12 protein-coding genes are annotated in these 19341 nt (G+C 74.8%); 5 read left to right on the top strand and 7 right to left on the bottom strand.

From position 1 onward, the window contains the following. Positions 1-64 precede the first annotated feature (64 nt). The 3 genes from WCD41_RS09065 to mscL all read left to right on the top strand — a co-directional run bounded on the left by WCD41_RS09065 (position 65) and on the right by mscL (position 1307). Positions 65-370 (top strand): hypothetical protein, encoded by a 306-nt coding sequence (locus WCD41_RS09065; protein WP_337713071.1) that lies wholly within the window; start codon positions 65-67, stop codon positions 368-370. Between the two features lie 48 nt (positions 371-418). Then, a complete protein-coding gene (locus WCD41_RS09060; protein ID WP_337713070.1) occupies positions 419-739 on the top strand; it encodes a hypothetical protein in 321 nt (106 codons plus the stop codon). A gap of 118 nt (positions 740-857) precedes the next feature. Then, positions 858-1307, top strand: a complete 450-nt coding sequence (gene mscL / locus WCD41_RS09055) for a large conductance mechanosensitive channel protein MscL (protein ID WP_337713069.1) — start codon at positions 858-860, stop codon at positions 1305-1307. 262 nt (positions 1308-1569) lie between these two features. On the opposite strand, the gene WCD41_RS09050 is transcribed toward mscL, so the two are convergent. Next, positions 1570-2127, bottom strand: coding sequence for a GNAT family N-acetyltransferase (locus WCD41_RS09050; RefSeq protein WP_337713068.1), 558 nt, complete (start codon positions 2125-2127; stop codon positions 1570-1572). Between the two features lie 85 nt (positions 2128-2212). Further along, the gene (locus WCD41_RS09045; protein WP_337713067.1) at positions 2213-4420 is read right to left on the bottom strand and encodes a DUF8728 domain-containing protein; all 2208 of its coding nucleotides are present in this window, start codon (positions 4418-4420) and stop codon (positions 2213-2215) included. Between the two features lie 362 nt (positions 4421-4782). On the opposite strand from WCD41_RS09045, the gene WCD41_RS09040 reads away from it, so the two are divergent. Further along, a complete protein-coding gene (locus WCD41_RS09040) occupies positions 4783-6267 on the top strand; it encodes an acyltransferase family protein (RefSeq protein WP_337713066.1) in 1485 nt (494 codons plus the stop codon). 316 nt (positions 6268-6583) lie between these two features. Here WCD41_RS09040 and dprE2 read toward each other — a convergent pair whose 3' ends face one another. Genes dprE2 through WCD41_RS09020 form a run of 4 tightly spaced genes read right to left on the bottom strand, consistent with a single transcriptional unit; the run spans position 6584 to position 14973 of the window. Further along, on the bottom strand, positions 6584-7339 hold the full coding sequence (gene dprE2 / locus WCD41_RS09035; RefSeq protein WP_337713065.1) for a decaprenylphospho-beta-D-erythro-pentofuranosid-2-ulose 2-reductase: 756 nt from the start codon (positions 7337-7339) through the stop codon (positions 6584-6586). Positions 7340-7353: 14 nt separating this feature from the next. Beyond that, on the bottom strand, positions 7354-8724 hold the full coding sequence (gene dprE1, locus WCD41_RS09030) for a decaprenylphosphoryl-beta-D-ribose oxidase (protein WP_337713064.1): 1371 nt from the start codon (positions 8722-8724) through the stop codon (positions 7354-7356). 11 nt (positions 8725-8735) lie between these two features. Continuing rightward, entirely contained in the window at positions 8736-11816 is a 3081-nt protein-coding gene (locus tag WCD41_RS09025) for an arabinosyltransferase domain-containing protein (RefSeq protein WP_337713063.1), read from the bottom strand. Continuing rightward, positions 11800-14973, bottom strand: coding sequence for an arabinosyltransferase domain-containing protein (locus tag WCD41_RS09020; RefSeq protein ID WP_337713062.1), 3174 nt, complete (start codon positions 14971-14973; stop codon positions 11800-11802). The genes WCD41_RS09025 and WCD41_RS09020 overlap by 17 nt, the downstream gene beginning before the upstream one ends. Positions 14974-15047: 74 nt before the next feature. On the opposite strand from WCD41_RS09020, the gene WCD41_RS09015 reads away from it, so the two are divergent. Further along, positions 15048-15488, top strand: coding sequence for a GtrA family protein (locus WCD41_RS09015; RefSeq protein ID WP_337713061.1), 441 nt, complete (start codon positions 15048-15050; stop codon positions 15486-15488). Positions 15489-15733: 245 nt separating this feature from the next. Here WCD41_RS09015 and WCD41_RS09010 read toward each other — a convergent pair whose 3' ends face one another. After that, positions 15734-19291 (bottom strand): arabinosyltransferase domain-containing protein, encoded by a 3558-nt coding sequence (locus tag WCD41_RS09010; protein WP_337713060.1) that lies wholly within the window; start codon positions 19289-19291, stop codon positions 15734-15736. Positions 19292-19341 lie beyond the last annotated feature (50 nt).

Genomic DNA, 19341 nt, shown 5'->3' with positions numbered 1-19341 from the left:
GCCGGTGAAGGCTTCCCGTCGTCCGTTCCGGCACGGGGAGGACCATGCGAAAGGACACATCACTGTGGGAATTCTCCGTAAGTCGGTGCTGGCCGCCACGCTGATCGGCGCGGGCCTCGCGAGCACGACCGGTTCGGCGCTCGCGCACGAGAACGCCGACCAGGACGGATTCGCGAACGTCGATTCCGTCCAGACCATCACGCCGGCCAACGCCTGCAGCAACGACGTGCCGGTGAACGCGCTGGGCGTCCAGGTCCCGGTCGAGGACGTCTCCGGTGCCGTCCCCGCTCTCTCGGGCGACTCGGACGGTGCGGCCGCCCAGCCCGAGTCCCAGTCGTGCGGCTCGTCGGTCGACGGCGACGCCAACTGAGTCCCAACCGGGCGGACCGCTCCCCGATCCGCCCGAGGAGGAGATGACATGAGCTTCCTGCGGCGCGCCGCGCTCGCCGGCGCCCTCGCCGGCACCGCGCTGGCGTCCACCGCCGGCTCGGCCCTCGCGGCCGAGGCCGGCACCGACGGTGACCAGCACGGACTGGTCAACGTCGGCGACGTGCAGACGATCACTCCGGTGAACGCCTGCAACAACGACGTCCCGGTCAACGCCGCCGGGGTCCAGGTCCCGGTCGAGGACGTGTCGGGCGTCCTCGACCTCGGCCTGCTCGGCGACGACCACGACACCGCTCCGGCCGCGCAGCCGGAGTCGCAGTCGTGCGGCACCGGGACCGACGCCGCCGCCTGAGCGACGACGTCGGCGGGCGGGTCCCGGCCCTCCCCGAGGGGACCGGGGCCCGTCCGCACCGGGCGGGTGGTCCTATCCTCGGCGGCGAAGATCGGTTCGCGAGCCGGAGGAAATGGACGTGCTCAAGGGTTTCAAGGACTTCCTGCTGCGCGGGAACGTCGTCGACCTCGCCGTTGCCGTCGTCGTCGGCGCGGCGTTCACGGCCGTTGTCACGGCGTTCACCAACGCCTTCCTCAAGCCGCTGATCCAGGTGTTCTCGGGCGGCGGCGAGTTCGCCGGCTCGTTCGTCGTGAGCGGCGTCGTGTTCGACTACGCGAGTTTCATCAACGCCGTGATCACGTTCATCATCACGGCCGCGGTCATCTATTTCCTCGTCGTCATGCCGCTGAAGTACGTCGAGGAGCGTCGCCGCCGGGGCGAGGAGGAGGGCCCGGCCGACCCGACCGACGTCGAGCTCCTCACCGAGATCCGCGACCTGCTGCGCGAGCAGGCGGCCCGCACCGACAACGGCCGCGGCCCCGGCGGCCCGAACGGCCCGACCGGGCGCATCCCGCAGCAGGACCGCTGACCGGTCCCTCGATCACGGGCCGTGCGAGGAATGCGGCTTTCCTGGCGTCCCACGCCGGGATCGCCACAGCCTCGATGCGCGACACGCCGATGGTGGGTCAGCCTGGCGGCCACGCTGACGTTCAACGTCAGTTTTTCCACCAGCTCGACCCCACCATGATCGTGGGTTGATTCCTGACGTCTGACGTCAGCGTGGCCGCCACGCTGACACGCCGGCCCCCCCCCGCCCGCGAGGGGGCAGGACGGCAGGGCGGCAGGAGACCTCAGGCGGCGGCCAGGACGTGCGGGTCGATCTCGAAGTGCACCGTCGACCACGGGTCGGGTCGCGCGTCGTGGACCAACACCGCGCCCGGGAAGCTCGTCCAGAACGAGAGCGCCCCGGGCACCGAGGCGTTGGTGTGCAGGCACACCGTGTCGTAGTCGTCCGCCAGCGCCCAGCGTGCCGCCTCGACCGCGAGCATCCGGCCGACGCCGAGGCGCCGGTGCTCCGGGTCCACCCAGACCCGGCAGATCTGGCCGACGCGTCGGCCCTCGTAGCGGCGCGCGAGCCACGACGGCACGAACTCGGGCTTCGGCCCGCCCGCCCGCACCGACGCGGTGCCCGCGAGGACCGGGCCGTCGGGGCCCTCGAGGTGGCACACGAACAGCCGCGTCCCCGCAGCGCCGAGGTAGGTCCCGGCGAGGTCGTCGACGTCGCCGTGCAGCCGCGCGTCGTAGCCCCCGAGCTCGCGCTCGAGCATCCCGCGCATGTGCAGCGACACCGCCGGGAGGTCCTCGCGTCGCGCGGTGCGGACGAGGGGAGGCGCGACGGCGAGGGTCATGACCGCACTGTTGCACAGGGCTGGCAACGAGGAAACATCGCCAACGGCCCAACCCTCCGAACGGGCAGGTGCTGGCAGTCGACTCCTACTGGCTCGCCCAGTACGAGAACGACCGGTAGTCGGGGTAGGGCTGCAGGTACGGCTGGCGCGGGCCGAGGGTCACCGTGACCTCGGAGCCGGTGATCATGTCGCCGGGCAGCACGAAGGAGTCCTCGGTGAACGCGCTGTCGTCGGTCGAGAACTCCCAGTCCCCGGCCGCGCGGCCGTCCACCCCGACCGCGACCACGCCGGCCTGGGTGTTGCGGTCCCCCTGCTTCTCCCGGGCCTCGATGCGCGCGGTCACCGTCACCGGGACCCCCGGCGTCAGCCCCCGCAGCGTGAAGTGCTCGCCACCGACGACCTCGCGTCCCGAGTCGACGACCCGCCGCCCGTCGGCGCGGTCCTCGCCGCGCAGGATCGTCGTGGGCACCAGACCGACGAGGGCGCGGTCCACGGCGTAGCCGTGCGCCCCTTCGTCGGCCAGGTCGCCCACGTTGACCCGGTCGACGATGCGGCCCGGGACCGGACGCTCGGGGAGGTCGCCGCTGCCGACGACCGACCAGTCCGCCGACCACACGTCGATCTCCGGACACCCGCCCGTGACCTGGCAGACCGTCCCGAAGTCCTCCGGACGCAGCGGCGAGCGGGAGCGGAAGCTCGTCAGTGGCTCCTCGGAGAGCAGGCCCGCCTCGGACATCGAGGTGTAGTCGATGCCCATGAACGCGGGGAACACCGAGAAGTAGGCCGGGCGCTGCGCCGCGGGCAGGCGGGCGAGCGTCTCGTAGAGCGCGCCGGTGCCCTCGGTCGCGGGCGCCGCGATCCCGTTCGTCGTGAGCCCGACGAGGTCGACCACGGGGCGGTCGGCGAAGTAGGCCGTGGCGCCCACGTCGTTGACGGCGACCACGGAACCGGGCGGGGTGTTGCCGCGCAGCCACTGGGCCACCGACACCGACGACTCGCGGATCCCGGCGCCCTGCTGGGCCGAGCGCAGCGCCCACGTCGGCACCGTCACCACCGACACCAGCACGATCACGCCCGTCACGGCGGCCGCCACCACGCGGCCGTGGCGGGGCACGGCGCGGGCGAGCGTCCGGATGCCGACCGCGACGAGCAGCAGGACCAGCGGCAGGAAGGGGGTCACGTACCGCCCGTTGTGCGTCAGCGTGCTCGTGAGGGTGGAGACGGCCACGACGAGGCCGCCGAGCCCGAGCGCGAGCACGCCGGCGAGGACCCGCCGGCGGGGCTCGCCGAGGGCGAGCGAGGCCAGGCCGACGGCGGCCAGCAGCAACGTGCCGGGCGCGACGAGGGGGACGCCGGTGAGCCCGCCGTAGGTCTCGACGACCTCGCGGGCGTGGGTGACGACGCGGTCGAGGACCTCGAGCGGCGCGTCCAGCGGCTGGTAGAGCCACGACTTCGCGACGACCCCGCTGTTCTCCGCCGACCCGGTCAGCGCCCGGTAGGCCAGCCGCTGACCGAGCGCGGCCAGCAGCGGCAGGCACAGCGGCACGGCGGCGACGACGAGGTCCCGGCGGCTCGCGAGCCCCCGGCGGCGTTGCTGCACGAGCGTCACGGCGGCGCCGAGGAGGACCGCGACGGTGAGCACGAGGCCCTCGGGGCGGGTCAGCGAGAGCAGCACGCCGAGCGCGGCCGTCCACGGGAACCGGCCCGCCGCCTGCTCGTGCACGAAGGCGAGCACCGTGCCCACCGCCAGCGCGGAGACGAGGCCCGCCTCCATCCCGCTCGTCGCCGCCCACAGCAGCGGGCCGCACAGCGCCGTGAGCAGCCCGGTGACGATCCCGGTCGCGCGCGACGCCACCGATCGTCCGAGGTGGTAGGCGAGCACGGTGGTCGCCACCGTGCACACCACCCCGAACCCGATCGCGGCGTAGAGCAGCAGGCCGCCCTGCGCGCCGAGCGCGAACGCGGCGCCGAGGACCAGGACGTAGAGCAGGCTGCTCGCGCCGGTGCTCGGCGGCATGCCGTCCTGGTACTGCAGGAACTGCCCGAGGCCGATCCCGCGGGCGTACTGCAGGTGGATGTAGACGTCGTCCAGGGGCGGCGCGAACCGCCCCTGGTTGTACGCGGCGTTGACCAGCAGGAACCCCAGCGCGACGACGAGGGCGAGCGCCCCGAGGCCCCACGCGGCGGGGTCGAGCCCCGACCACCACGGTCGTCGCGCGGCCGGTCGCGTCGCCGGCGCCCCGGTCGCTGCGTCCGGTTCGTCCCGGACCCGGTCGTCCTCCACCGTCGTCATGCGTCCCCCCTCGGCCGTGACGACGGGTGCGGCGTGCCGAGCACCCGACGCCAGACGTTCCGGTCGCAAGGTAGCCAGCGTCCTGACCAGGACCGACACCGGCTGCCCGGACCCGGTCCCCGGCCGCTCCCGAGGGCCCTCCTGCCGCCGACCCTCGACCCGGTGTAGCCGCCACTCGCCGGTGACTGCTCCGATCGTGGAACGGTGACGCAGTGCGACCGCGGCGGTCGTCACCGCCCCCGGATCGAACGGCACCCCACCCCAATCCACCGATCGGAGTATCAACGTGCGGCCACTCGGCGCCGTTGACCGGATCGAGGGTTGGCAGCGGCCGGCTCTGTCGGGGACGTCGGGGAGGCGCGGTGCGGACGGTGGTGGGGCAGAGCCACGGTGGGCCGGACGACCGTGTCGGGACGAGCATGCCGGGGATCCGTCCGATCCCCGTCCCGCGCGGCGTCGTCGCCCCTCACCCGGCGGCCCCGACCGTCGAGACGGACGTCCGGGCGTTCACGCCGACGGCCCTCCCGACGGCGACCCCGGCGACGGGTACCGCTCGGTCCGGCGGACGGTCCGCGACCGTCGAGATCCCGGCCCTGACCGGGCTGCGGGCGGTGGCGGCGTTCTGGGTGCTCCTGCACCACGTCAGCTACCTGCCCGTCACGGGCTACGCCGAGTGGTTCGCCCCGGTCGCGCCGTTGCTGGCCGCGGGCCCGCTCGGTGTCGACCTGTTCTTCGCACTCTCCGGTTTCCTGCTCGCCCGGTCCTACCTGGACCGCTGGCGAGGAGCTCCGGGTCCGCGCCAGGCGGTGGGGTTCGTCTGGGCGCGACTGGCCCGGGTCTGGCCGCTCTACGCGGTCCTGGTGGTCCTGGCCGGGCTGTGGTGTGCCGCGCGCGCCGTCCTGGGGAGCGACGGTGTGATCACGTGGCAGGGCACGCAGCCCGGCCTGGACCCCCTGAGCTGGGTGCGCCAGCTGACGATGACGCAGATGTGGGACACCGGCGGCATCGACGGGGTGTCCTTCGTCCTGCCCGCCTGGTCGATCAGTGCCGAGTGGGCGGCGTACCTGGCCTTCCCGCTGCTGGCCGGCGCCGCCTGGCTCATCCGCGGGCGGCCGCGGGCGGTGCTCGCCGCCCTCGCCGTGCTCGCCGCGACCCCCACCGCCGCGTTCGCGGTGCACGCCTCCCTGAACGACGCGTGGGGCGGCTTCTGGGCCGTGCGCCTGGCCGCCGCGTTCACCGCCGGGGTGCTGACGTGGCTGGTGGTGCGCCGGGTGCCGCGCACCCGCACGGTCTCGCGCTGGGCGCACCGGGTGCTCCTGCTCGCGCTCGCCGAGATCGCCGTCGTCGTCTACTGGGCCGCGACCGCGCCACCCACCGCCGCGCTCAGCGCCGACGCCCGCGTCTACCTGGCCGTGCCGTTCCTGCCGGTGGTGATCGGCGCCCTGGCGCTCACCGACGGCCCGGTCGCCCGAGTGCTCGGGACGCCGCGCCTGTGCCACGGCGGGCGCATCTCCTACGCGCTCTACCTCGTGCACTTCCTGCTGATCGAGATGGCGCTCGTCGCCATGACCCGGATTCCCTCCCTCGCGCCGGACACGGCCGCGGCCGCGTTGCTGGTGCCGCACGTCGTCGTGGCGTCGGTGGTGCTCGCGCACCTCGCGTACCGCTACGTGGAGGAGCCGGCGCAGGGCTGGATGCGGGACCGGGACCCGTCGCGGCGCCGGGGTAGCGCGCGCCGCGACACCGCTGAGACCCGCCGTCCGGAGGTCACCCCGCCCTCCGGTCGCCGGGCGGTCGGGCGGCGTGGGGGTAGCCACGCCGCCCGGCCGGCAGCGGTCGCCGCCTGACGCCCCGTGTCAGCGGAGTGGCTCCGCAGACACTCATCGTCAGGATCGCCACGCACTCGCCGGCGCGACACGCCGAGCCCAGGACACGAACGGCGCCCTCGCTGCTCCGCAGGCAGCGAGGGCGCCGCTCGTTCTCACGCGGGCGACGAGAGCGAGGCGGGCACGGGGCGAGGGGCACGGTGCGCATGATCGAAAGGCTCGGCGACCTGCTGAACGTGCCGCTCGCCCGGGCGAGGCGAGCGTCGGCGTTCCGGCCGAGGGCGCCCCTCGCCGGTCTATCCGACCGAAGGTGCCCTTCGCTCGGAACGGGCGGGGCCTACAGCGGCAGGCGGCGGAAGATCGGGCGCGGGACGTGGCGCAGCGCCGACATGACGAAGCGCAGCGGCGCCGGCGCCCAGGCCTGCTCCTTGCCGGAGCTCACCGACGAGACGATCACATCGGCCACCGCCTCCGGCGTCGTCGACAGCGGGGCGGCGTCCAGGCCCTCGGTCATCTTCGTGTGCACGAAGCCGGGCCGGACGACCGTGACGCCGATGCCCTCGCCGCGCAGCGCCTCGGTGAGGCCCGTGTAGAAGGCGTCGAGGCCGGCCTTGGTCGAGCCGTAGACGAAGTTCGACCGGCGTGCGCGCTCCGCGGCCACCGACGACAGCGCGACGAGGTGCCCGTGGCCCTGGCGGCGGAACTCCGCGGCCAGCGCCACACCGACCGACACCGCGGCGACGTAGTTGACCTCGGCGAGCTCGACGGCCGCGTCGATGTCCTGCCAGGCCTTCTCCTGGTCGCCGAGCACACCGAACGCCACGACGGCGATGTCGATGTCGCCGCCGGCGAAGGCCTTGCGGACGGCCTCGGTGTGCACCGCGGCGTCGCGGGCGTCGAACTCGACGGTCTCGACGGTCGCACCGGCCCGGGTGAGGCGGGCGGCGGCGTCGGCGAGCCGCGGCGACTGGCGCCCGGCGAGCACGACCCGCACCGGCCCGCCGGCGAGGTAGCGCTCGGCCGTCGCGAGGCCGATCTCGGAGGTGCCGCCCAGCAGGAGCAGCGACGAGGGGTGGCCGACGGCGTCGATCATGGTTCTCCCGGGGATCAGGGGGTGAGCCGGAGGCGGCGCGACATGTCGGACGCGAACACCCCGTCGGGGTCGACGGCGTCGCGGACCTTGCGCCACTCGTCCAGCCGCGGGTACATGGCGGCGAACGTGTCGTGGTCGGTGCGCGAGTCCTTGGCCGTGTAGAGGCGACCGCCCATGGCCAGGACCCGCTCGTCCAGGGACCGGCAGAACTCCCCGAGCCCGTCGACGATCGGGAAGTCGACGCAGATGTTCCAGCCCGGCATCGGGAAGGACAGCGGCGCGCGGTTGCCCTCGCCGAACTTCTTGAACACGTTGAGGAACGAGACGTGGCCGGACTCGGCGATGTCGCGCACGATCGCCCGGAACTCGGCCTCGGCGTCGAGCGGGACGATGAACTGGTACTGCAGGAAACCCTTCGAGCCGTAGGCCCGGTTCCAGTCACCGAACAGGTCGAGCGGGTGGTAGAAGGCGGTCAGGTTCTGGATCTGGCCGCGCTTGTTCTTCGTCTTGCGGTAGTACAGCTCGCCGATCGCCGAGAACGTCAGCTTGTTGGCCAGACCGTTCGGGAAGACGTCGGGCAGGTCGAGCAGCGTGGGCGCGTCGAACTTCAGCGGGTCCGCCCGCAGCTTCGCGGGCAGCTCGTCGAGGCGGGCCAGCGAGCCGCGGCCGAGGGCCGCGCGGCCCAGCTTCGCCCCGGTGGAGATCGAGTCGAACCACGCCGACGAGTAGTCGTAGGCCTCGTCGGAGCCGTCGGAGAAGCGCTCGATGGTCTCGTCGAGGTCCGCCGTGCGCTCCGTGTCGGCGACGAAGTACGCGGTCTCCGTGGGCGTCATCCGCACGGTCGCGCGCAGGATGACGCCGGTCAGTCCGATGCCGCCGACGGTGGCCCAGAACAGCTCGGACTCCGGCCCGTCGGGCTCGAGGCGGCGCACTTCACCGGAGGCGAGCAGCAGGTCCATCGACACGACGTGGTCGCCGAAGCTGCCCGCCGAGTGGTGGTTCTTGCCGTGGATGTCGTTGGCGATGGCGCCGCCGATGGTGACCTGCCGCGTGCCGGGGAGCACCGGCACCCACAGGCCGAACGGCAGCGCGACACGCATGAGGCGGTCCAGCGACACACCGGCGTCGAGGTCGACGAGCCCGGTGGTCGCGTCGACCGCGTGGATGCGGTCCCGCGCGGTCATGTCGACGACGAGCCCGCCCGCGTTCTGGGCGGTGTCGCCGTACGAGCGTCCGAGACCCCGGGCGATGACGCCGCGGTCGCCGGCGCCGGCGATGGCCTCGGCGAGCCGATCGGTGGCGACGACCTCGTCGCCGGAGAGCACGGTGGCCCGCGACGGGGCGGTGCGTGCCCACCCGGCGAGGGTCTTCTGGGTGCGCGACATCCCGGGCGAGTCTAGGGGGTGTCCAGGACGGGGACGCTCGCACGTCCCGTCCTGCTCCAGCCGGCCACGGTCTCCTCGCTGACCTGGGGAGACAGGGTCGACAGCGGCAGCCGCGGCACCCACCGCGCGAGCCCGACGGCGTCGCGCGTCGGGTCGCCGTCGAGGTAGACCGGCAGGCGGACCTCCTCGACGAGCAGCCGCGGGGTGAGGAACGGGCCGCCGGTGGTCGGGGCGACCGCGATCTCGCCGCTGTCCGCCAGCCCCGGCGGCGTCACCCGCCACGGCGGGACGCCCGCGGTGCCACCCGTGAGCGGCGGCGGGCGCAGGCAGCCGAACGCGAACGCCACCGGCCAGTCGACCAGCGCCGTGCTGCCGGGCGGGACGACGTCGTCGAACGGGACCGTCCGTGGGACGCGTGGGACGCTGACGGCGACCGGCAGGTCCGGCGACTGCCCGCTCGGCGACGCGACCCGGGACTCGTCGCCGTCGCGCGCCGAGCTCGTCGCGTGCACCCGCACCAGCGTCGCGCCCTCCGGCGCGAGGGCCCGCAGGTCGCGCGGGGCGGTGCCGTCGCGCGACCCGGCGGGGGACTCGGTGACCGGCGCGTCCGCCGGGGACGCCGCGAACTCGAGCGCGACGCTCCCGCGGGCGAGGCTGCCGCTCGCGACGACGACCACCGGGGCCTCTCGGCGCTGCGCCTCCGGCGGCAGCGGGAACCAGGCCGAGCGCAGCTCCGCCGGGCCGTCCGCGACCCCGGCCGGTGCGGCCCAGCCCGGCAGCTCGACCCCGCCGGCCACCAGCGGCACCGCCGCCGGCGTGCCGGGACCCGTCGGCGTGAAGCGGGGTCCCGATGTCTGCGGAGCCACTCCGCTGCCACTCATCGTCTGCGGAGCCACTCCGCTGACTTCCCCCGGCAGCACGCCGGCCCGCGGGTCGGTCTCGACGGCCAGGTCCGAGGCCAGCCCGCAGGGGTCGCCGCGCAGGGCGGCCAGGGAGTCCGAGCCGTTGCTGTAGGTCCCGAGACGGTCGGCGGTGACCTTGAGGAACGACCCGCCCTGCAGCGCCACCATCGCCACGACGAGCACGAGCGCCAGGGCCCCCGGCGCCAGCACGCGGGCGGCGCGCCGTGGCACGCGTCCCCGCACCGCGACCACCACGCCCAGCACGACCGCACCGGAGATCGTGACCGGCCAGGTGATGTCGCCCAGCGGGACGCGCCCCACCTGCGGCGGGATGTCGTTCCAGAACACGCCCCACGCCGAGGCGTACGCCCACTGGTTGTAGCCGATCAGCACGAGCGTCGTGACCAGCCCGAACGCCCCGAGCACGACGACGAGCGCCGGCCCCCGCAGCCGGGCCACCCCGGCCACCACCCGCGGCGACCACAGCACCACGAACACGGTCAGCAGGACCGTGCCGACGCCCGCGAGCTCCCCGAAGTGCAGCGTCCACTTCGTCGGGCTAACGATCAGCAGCACCGGGGCGAGGGCGACGACGGCGAGCAGCCGCCGCGCCGGGCCGACGGCGACACCCGCCCGCACCCGCGCCACGAGCAGCGCCCAGGCCACCGCGGCGAGCGCGAGCAGCGTCAGCAGCACCGCGAGCCGTGCGCCGATCCCGCCCTGCACGTCACCGGGCGACACGAGGTGGGAGTACCGGTCGAGCTCCTCCCACCACGGCTGACCGCCCCCGATGAGCTGGCGCACCCGCGTGGCCTCGAGCAGCCCCGCGAGCGACTGGTCGGCGGCCATCGGCAGCACGGCGACCGCCAGACCGGCCACGACGACGAGCGCCCGCGTCCAGCCCTCGCGCACGCCCAGCCCCGCGCGGGCCAGCGCGGGCAGCGCCACCAGCAGCGGCGCGAGCCCGAGCAGCGCGCCCGGGGTCAGCGCCACGGTGAACCCGGCGAGCACCGCGCCCGCGAGCAGCGGCAGCAGCGCACGGGTGGCCACCGCCCGCTCCGCGCACACCCACACCGCGAGCACCCCGAGTGCGAGCCAGGGCTCGGGGCGCAGCGAGAGCCCGAACGGCGCCCACCACGCGAGGAACGCGGCGGCGGCGACCCACGTCGCGCCCGGGCGGCGCAGCGCCGGCCCGAGACGGGGCAGGGCGTGGCGGCGCAGCAGCGCCCACAGCAGCAGCCCGAGGACGGTCGCGGGCACGCGCAGCCAGAGCACCGACGCCGCCTCGCCCGGCGCGAGCGACGCCCACGCGCGGGTGAGCTCGTAGAACCAGCTGAACGGCGCCTCGGGCGCGTTGAGCCACCGGTAGACGTTGCCCGTGAACCCGCTCTCGCCGCGGGAGCGCAGGATGCCGGCGATGTAGCCGTCGTCGACCGTCGCCGGCCCGACCGCCGCCCAGCCGGCGAGGGCGAGCGCGACGACCCCGTCGACGGGCCGGAGTCGGAGCCGACGTCCTGTCCGGACCCGCCGACCGTCCCGCCGCCACGCCGCGACGACCATGCCCGCGAGCCCCAGCAGCACCCCGAGGCCGAGCACGTCCTTGAGCACGCCCGGCGTCGTCTGGAACCGCGTGTCGGTCTGCAGCGACAGCGACAGCCCGTCGGCGGTCGGCGTCCCGGCGACGACGGCCGCGACGACCGGACGCACGTCGCCCTCGCGGACGCCGACGACCCGCCCGTCGACGAGGACCGACGTGCGCTCCGGCGTCGACGCCACCGTCAGCGTGCACGGCCCCCTCGGCAGCGCGACCGCGGCGAGCGTCTCCCCGTTGCTGGTGACGACGGCCCCGCCCGCCGCCGGCCGCACCGACAGACCGCCGACGGGCGCGGGCGGGGTGCCGGGCGGGGTGGTCGCGAGCGTCGCGGCACCGGGCGGGGTCGCGGCCAGCGCGTCACAGCTCACCGACGCGTCCAGACGCACCGGTGAGTAGGGCATGAGCGGCAGCGCCGCCGACGGCGCGCCCTGGGGCCACGTGAACGTCACGACGGGCTGGACGGCCGGGGCCAGCGGGAACGCGATCGCGCACAGCAGCGTCAGGGCCGCCGACGCGAGCAGGAGGGTGGGGCGCGGGGCACGGACCGGCGGGTCCGCGCTCGTCTCCGGCGCCCGCAGCTCAGCCGAGGTACTCACGACCGGAGTACGCCTCCGACGCCAGCGTCGCGAACCGCTCGAGGCCGCCGCGCGGGACCTGGTCGACCCGCAGGTCGTAGCCGTCGGTGGGGTGGTCGTAGACGATCCGGTCGACGTTGCCCCACGGCAGGGCGGGCACGCCGCCGTCGGGCACGGACGAGAACGGGCGGACGGTGGCCCACGTCCGTTCCGACTGGACCATCGTGCCGCCCCAGGACTCGTAGGTCGGGTTCGTCAGGATGAACTCCGGGGTGTTCTCGGCGGCGCTCAGGCGCAGGGTCGGGGTGGGCGCGATGCCGTGCTTGACCGCCACCTGGTCCATGCACGGCCAGAGCACGGCCGAGAGCTGGTCGGCGAACGCGCCGCCGGCGACGGTCGCGGGCGGGCGGTCCTCGCTGGTCGCGAGGGTCATCACCGGCTGCATCCGGGCCAGGTGCGGCGCCGCGACGGCCAGCGAGCTGTCGGGGCCCGCGACCCGGTCCTCGACCTGCACCCGCACCGCGGTTGGCCGGCTGCCCGGCAGCTGCACGGGCACCTCCTGCCACTGCCGCGCCGTGAAGCCCGGGGCCGGGGTGACGGCCACAGACTCGGCCTCGACCGGCGCGGTCGGGTCGCCCGAACCGAACTGCACGACGATCCGCTGACGGTCGGGATCGTTGCCGGCGACCGGGACGATCACGTGGGTCGGGGCCCCGGGCGTGTCCGGGTCGATCGTGGGCAGCGGGTACCAGCCGGTGGTCAGCGCCCCCAGGCCCGTGATGCCGCCGGGCGAGCTCGTCGGGTCGGCGCCGGGCGGGAGCTCGACCTCGTCGTGCCACACCTCGCCCGGCCCGGGTGCGGGGACCGGGGACGGGTCGTCGGCCGCGAGCGCGAAGTCGCCGGTGCGCGCGTCCGCCGTCGTCGGGGCGCCGACGTCCGGGGAGGTCCGCGCCATCACCGTCGCGGCCTCGCCCAGCCCGCACCCGCGCCCCGTGAGGGCCTGCACCTGGCTGCCCGCGATCGTCCAGCCGGCCCCCTGGGTCAGCGGGGCGACGACCATGACGGCGACCATCAGCCCGACGAGCGCGGCGGTGGCGGTGACGAGGACGGCGCGGTCGGGCGTGACCCCGAACGTCCGCCGTCCCGCGCGCCGTCGCCACCACACGAAGGCGCCGGCGAGCACGGCGACGATCAGCCACCACCACACGTCGCGCAGGTAGAAGTCGTGCCAGTGCGGCGCGAAGCTCTCGAGGTCGAGCATCGAGATCTCGGTGTCGAGGTGGTCCCCGAACGGCTGGCCGCGGTCGCTGTAGGGCTTCCAGGTGTTCGGTCCCGCGAACCCCAGCACGGTCGCGCCGCTGATCAGGACGACCGACGCCCCGACGACGAGCGCGCCCGCGCGGCGCGGCAGCGGGGAGCGCAACAGGGTCAGCGCCAGCAGGACGGTGGCGGGCGCCTCGATCGCGCCGAAGTGGTTGACCCACTTCGTCGGCCCCAGCGCGAGCAGCCCGAGGCCGACGGCGACGGTGACGGCGGCGCCCAGCGTCGCGTCACGCAGCGGCCCGCCGCGCCCGCCGCGCCCGCTGCCGATCGACACGACGACCAGCAGCACCACCGTGAGCAGCACGGGCAGGCGGCGTCCCCAGGTCCCGGTCTCGATGAGGGTCCGGTAGTGGGCCCACTCCTCGTACCAGGGGAAGGTCAGGTAGTACCAGCTGTGGAGGTCGGTGGCCTCGATGACGTCGCCGAGGGTCGCGTCGCCGAAGCCGACGGGGATGGCGATCGTGCCCGCGGCGATCACGGCGCCGGCGGCGCCGAGTCGTGAGCGCCACCCGCGGGCGGCGAGCCAGCGCCACAGCCACGGCAGCGCCACCACCACGGGTGCGGCCGCGACGAGCCCGGACGGCGACACGGTGACGGCGAGCGCGGCGAGGGCGGTCGCGGGGATCAGCGGGCCGACCGCCTCGCGCCGTCGGGCGACCTCGGCGAGCACGAGCACGGCGGCGGAGAGCGGCACGATGACGATCTCGGGACGCAGCGCCATCCCGTAGGGCAGCCACCACGCCAGATGGGCGAGCAGCAGCGCCCAAGCGACCCCCGGCAGGCGTCCGCCGCGGCCGAGGATCGTCGTCAGCAGGAGCCGCAGCAGCGCCCACGTCAGCAGCCCGAGCAGCAGCGGCAGCAGGCGCATCCACAGCAGCCCCCAGCCGGGCAGCCCGATCGCCGTGCCGAGCTGCCCCCACAGCGCCATGACGTACTGCGACAACACGAACGGGTTCTCCGTCGCGTTGAACATGTAGATCTGGTTGCCGATGAAGCCCGTCGGCGTCGCGTTGCGGGCCATCAGCAGGTACCAGGAGTCGTCGTTCTGCAGCGGCCCGAGCACCACCCAGGCCGCCGAGACGAGCGCGACGACGCCGTCCGCGGGGTGGAGCCGGGGCCGCTCGAGACCCGCGCCGCGGCCGCGCCACCGCCGCGTCGCCATCCAGATCGTGGCGATCAGCGCGAGGGCGTGGAGCACGAGCAGCGTCAGCTTCAGCCCGCTCGGCACCGAGGAGTAGCGGTCGTCGGTGTGCACGGTCGCGGCCAGCCCCGGGGTCCCGGGCGCGTCCGTGGCCAGCTCGGCCACCTGCGGGACGAGCGCGCCGGGCCGGTCGACGAGCACGGCGGTGCCGTCGGTGCCGTCGGGGCCGTCGCGTTCGACCCGTGTGCCCTGCTGGTCGGCGACGACCCGGTAGGTGCAGTCGTCGAGGGGGAGGATCTCCGTGAGGAGCGTGTCGCCCGAGCTCGTGACGAGGACCTGACCGCCGCTCATCGACACGGTCAGGCCCCGGCCGGGCGTGCCCGCCGAGGGCGGCTGGGTGCGCAGGGCGTCGCCACCCGGGCGCAGGGCCGCGCAGGGGACCTCGGCGGTCAGCGACAGCGGCCGGTACGGGGTCAGCGGCAGGCTCGTCGACGTCGCCGGCTGCCCGGCCTTCGGCCAGGTGACGACGGGATCGTCGGCGACGACCGGGGCCAGCGGGATCGCGAGCCCGAGCAGCACCGTGACCGCACCCAGCGCCGCGAGCCACCAGCCCGCCGCGCGCGAGCCACCCCGACGGGGCGGACCGGCCTCGTCGTGGGGCTCCACGCCGGGAGCCGGGTCGGCCCGGCTCTCCTGCGCTGCCACGACGGCCATGGGTGTCGACGATATCGACGGCCCGCCGGCGGACCCCGACGAGGTCACCCGGTGGGTGCTCGTACGCTCAGGGGATGACCGTGACCGGGTCCGACACGGACGGGCGACCCGCGCCGCTGGGGCTCAAGGCCCAGATCGTGCGCTTCGTCGCGATCGGCGCCGTCGCCGCGGGCGTCGACCTCGGCGTCTACGCCGGGCTGCTCGCGCTGGGCGTCTGGGCGCCGCTGGCCAAGGCGGTGTCCTTCATCCTCGGCACCACGACGGCCTACCTGCTCAACCGGCGCTTCACCTTCGCCTCCTCCTCGGGCGGGGCCGGCAGGTTCCTGGGCTTCGTGCTGCTCTACGGCTCGACGTTCGCGGTGAACGTCGGCGTCGCGGCCCTCGTGCTGCACGTCATGGGCGCGCCGTCGGTGAACCCCGGCCTCCTCGCCGGCTTCCTGTCGTGGTTCATCGCCCAGGCCTGCGCGACGACGATCAATTTCATCGTCATGCGCACGGTGATCTTCCGCGACTGACCGCGTGTGTTGCAGCGAACGTGCTGTTCGCTGCTTCTATGCGTCGGAAGTCCCCGTTCGCGGCGGGGACCGCGGCATCACTGCCTCGCGACCGGCACGTTGCGCATGATCGACGGAGCGTTCGGGGTGCCGGACGTGCCTCTCGGGGTCAGCGCCGCCCAGCCCTGACGGCCCGCGGTGCGAACGGGGACTTTGCGCGCATAGAAGCAGCGAACAGCGCGTTCGCTGCAACCAGCAGCAGCCGATCAGCGCGAGGGCGACGGCGTCCCGGGCGGGGGGTCGCCGATCGGCCCCGGGGTGAACGTGCCCCACACCGTGCGCTGTCCGCGCGTCACCTCGGGCTTGGCGGCGTCCGGGACGTAGGGGTCGAGGCGCTCGACGATGCCCCAGTCGCGCCAGGGCTGGCCCTCGAGGTAGGTCGGCAGCTCGGTGCGGCGCTCGAGGATCTCGATCCACCCCAGCGGCCCGCCGGCGTTGGCCGACGACCAGTTCACGCCGCCGGGGCGCAGCTGGCTCGCGTCGCCGATGAGGCGGTAGCGCGCCACTTCGGCGATGCCGTCGCGCACGTCGAACGGCCGCAGGCACGGGCTGGCGAACTGGACGGGCCACTCGAGGTAGCCGGGGTTCTCGGGGCCGAGGATCTCGGTCAGCGGCACGAGCTGCGGGCCGCGCATGGGCGCGATCGCGAGCCATCCGTCGGGGCCGAGGGCGCGGTCCTGGGCGATCAGGCGCACCTCGTCGGCCTGGGCGATCGGGCCGCCGGCGAGGTTGAGCCGGATCTCGCGCCATCCCGGCTCGCCGAAGCGTCCGTCGTCGACCGGCTGCTGCCCGAGGACCTGCAGCCGGCCGTCGGGCAGGCGGTCGGCGTACTGCAGCGTGAGGAAGTTGCCGCCGTTGAGGCGCCCGGCGGCGGTGATGACCAGCGGTGTCGTGCCGTCGCGGAGGTCGTCGTTGAGCGAGTACCAGTCGGTGCGGAGGACCGCGGTGCCCGTGCCGTTCGCGTCGTAGGACCCGAGAGCCTGGTCGGCGAGGCCGTTGCGCAGCGAGTACTCGAAGCCCGAGACCCCGGTGCCGCCGCCGACCGGCGGGCTGGCGCCGGCGCGGGAGAAGCCGCTGTTGAACGGCTGCGGTTCGACGAGCTGCGCGTCGGGGGCCGACGCCGGGATGGTGTTGGCCGGCAGCGGGGCAGGGGTCTGGCCGCCCGCGGACGGGGCGCCGGGCGTGGTGGAGGTGGTCGGCGGCGTCGTGGTCGTCGTCCCGCCGCCGTCGGTCGCGTCGCCGTCGCCGCCGGTGGAGGCACCCGTCCCGCCGTCCGTCGTGCCGGCCGACGCGCTCGGGGTCGCGGACGCGACGGTCGGCAGCACCCCGGGTGCCGACGGCGCGAACCCGGTCGGCGCCGGCGCCACGGGCAGGACGCCGGCCCGGGTCGAGCCCTCGACGCGCACCGCGTCGGCGAGGCCGCAGGAGCCGCCGAAGGGGTGCTCGAGGACGTCGCCGCCGAGGGAGAAGCTGCCTTCCTGGGCCTCGATCCCGTCGGTCATCGAGACCATCTCGAACACGAGCAGCCCCGCGCAGACCAGCGCGATCGGCGCCGAGCCGACCCGCAGCGCGCGGGCCCGCCGCTCGACCGTCGACCCCCCGCGGGTGCGCCGGAGCTTGCCGAGCGCCTGGCGCGGCGGGGCGAGCACGGCCCCGACGGCGGCGGACGCGGCGGAGGGCTCCGGCGGGTCGGCGGGCGGCTCGGGACGCGGGACACCGCGGATGTGCTCGACGCCCGCGATGATCAGCAGGATCACCGAGACGCCCAGGCACAGCGAGTAGACCGGCCACGGCTCGCTGACGAGCGGCTCGAACGGCCAGCCGACCCAGAACGGCGCCCCGGAGTTGAACGGCACGCCCCAGTTGTTGGTGTACCACCAGGTGTTGGGGCCGGTGAACGCCAGCGCGAGCACGCCGAACAGGGCCGCGAGGAACAGCAGGCGGTTGCGTCTCGAGCGCAGGACGTCCGCCGAGGTCGCCAACGCCGTCAGCGCCGCCATGCCGGCGCCGAGCGCGGCGAAGGCGCCGAAGTGGTGCGTCCACTTGGTCGGCGTCAGCGCCAGCACCGCGAACGCGATCACCGACGAGCCGATCAGGCGCTGCGACGGCCCGAGCGCAGCGCCGGCGATCTTGTCGCGGCGCAGGAGCACGACGATGCAGACCCCGATGCCGAGCATCAGCAGCAGCACCGGGAAGCGGCGCGCGAGCGAGCCATCGGCCGCCGTGCCGAACAGCGACTGGTAGCGCACGACCTCCTGGAACCAGCTCCAGTTCGGCCCGAGCAGCGTGCGCAGGCGGGTCGCCTCCCACACGGCGGCCCACGTCTGGTCGGCGTAGATCGCGACGAGCACCAGCAGGCCGGCGGCCGTCACCGGCGCGAGGACGGGCAGCCAGCCGCCGAAACGGACCCGCTCCATGACGAGCTTCCACAGCGGGCGCGCCGCGGCGAGGAACGGGGCGACGGCGATGAAGCCGGTGGGCGTCGCGGCGACCGCGAACGCGGCGGCGAGCAGCCCGAGCGCGACGGGCGCGAGCCGTCGCGTCGCCACCCCGCGCTCGACCGCGCAGAACGCGAGCAGCGCCGAGATGACGACGACCGGCTCGGGGCGCAGGCCGTTGTTGTAGGGCAGCCAGAACGCGAGGAACACCATCGCCGCGGCCCACGCGGCCGCCTTCGACCGGCGGACCTGCTGGCCCAGGCGCGGGAGCATCTCGCGGCTGATGAGGATCCAGGACACGATCCCCATGGCCAGCGAGGGCACGCGCAGCCACAGCACCGAGTCGTCGATGCGGATCCACTGCGCGTAGAGCTCGTAGAACCAGCCGAACGGCGCCTCGGGGACGTTGAACCACCGGTAGTAGTTGCCGATGTAGCCCGCCGACTCCCGGGCGCGGGCGATGCCGAGGATGTAGCCGTCGTCGGAGGTCTGGCTGCCGATCACCGCCCAGACCGCGAGCACGGCGGTGACCACGAGGTCGCGCCCGGTGGGCCACCACCAGCGCTTCGGCGCCAGCCGCGGGGCGCGGCGTCCGGCGCGCACGTCGAGGGCGTGCAGCGCCCACACGCCCCCGGCGACGGCGAGCACGGCGAGGACGCCGGCGAGCACCTTCAACGTCGTCGGCGACGTCTCGAACCGCGTGTCCGACGTGATCGACACCGACACGCCCGCGACGTCGTCCTGCCCGTCGTCGAGGTCGGAGTAGATGCCGACGACCTGCGGGCGGGCGTCGAACGGCAGCCGGATCTCCTGCCCGATGCCGAGGTCGACGAGCGTGGAGCCGGCGTCGGAGACGATCCGCACGGTGCAGTCGCCCGGCGGCACCGCGGCGTTCGCCATCTGCTGGCCGCGGTCGTTGAGGACGAGCTGGCCGTTCTCCACGGTCAGGCGCATGCCGACCTGGGCGCCCGGGTCGGACAGCGGCGGATAGGTGGACAGCACGGTCGCGGTGCCGGGGGTGCGCGCGTCGAGGTCCTGGACGGCCCGGCACGGCACGGTGACGCTCATGGTCTCGGGCCGGTAGGCCACCAACGGGGCGTCCACCGGCCGGGTGCCGGTGGACGCGCTGGGCCACGTGATCGTGGCGGTGTCCTGCACGACGGGCAGGAACGGGAACAGCAGCGCGAGCCCCGTCCCGAGCAGGCCGAGCCCGACCGCGAGCAGCCGCAGCCACCGCGGACCGCGGGTCGGGCGTGCCCCGTCCGGGGTCTCGGAGACGTCCGCGCCCGGGTGGCCCGGGCTGACGGCCTGTTCCGAGGTCAGCACGCTGCGAGGCTAGTCGGCACGTCGGAGGGCCTCGTGAGGTGGACCCGGAT

The organism is Actinomycetospora aeridis, from assembly GCF_037400275.1.
Taxonomy (GTDB): domain Bacteria; phylum Actinomycetota; class Actinomycetes; order Mycobacteriales; family Pseudonocardiaceae; genus Actinomycetospora; species Actinomycetospora aeridis.
The sequence above is the reverse complement of the archived record's forward strand: the minus strand, read 5'-3'. Positions and strand labels throughout refer to the sequence as shown.

Bases quoted from the DNA above. Each gene is read 5' to 3' on its own strand.
- WCD41_RS09060 (WP_337713070.1), top strand. From the start codon at position 419: ATGAGCTTCCTGCGGCGCGCCGCGCTCGCCGGCGCCCTCGCCGGCACC.
- WCD41_RS09050 (WP_337713068.1), bottom strand. From the start codon at position 2,127: ATGACCCTCGCCGTCGCGCCTCCCCTCGTCCGCACCGCGCGACGCGAG.
- WCD41_RS09045 (WP_337713067.1), bottom strand. From the start codon at position 4,420: ATGACGACGGTGGAGGACGACCGGGTCCGGGACGAACCGGACGCAGCG.
- dprE2 (WP_337713065.1), bottom strand. From the start codon at position 7,339: ATGATCGACGCCGTCGGCCACCCCTCGTCGCTGCTCCTGCTGGGCGGC.
- dprE1 (WP_337713064.1), bottom strand. From the start codon at position 8,724: ATGTCGCGCACCCAGAAGACCCTCGCCGGGTGGGCACGCACCGCCCCG.
- WCD41_RS09020 (WP_337713062.1), bottom strand. From the start codon at position 14,973: ATGGCCGTCGTGGCAGCGCAGGAGAGCCGGGCCGACCCGGCTCCCGGC.
- WCD41_RS09015 (WP_337713061.1), top strand. From the start codon at position 15,048: ATGACCGTGACCGGGTCCGACACGGACGGGCGACCCGCGCCGCTGGGG.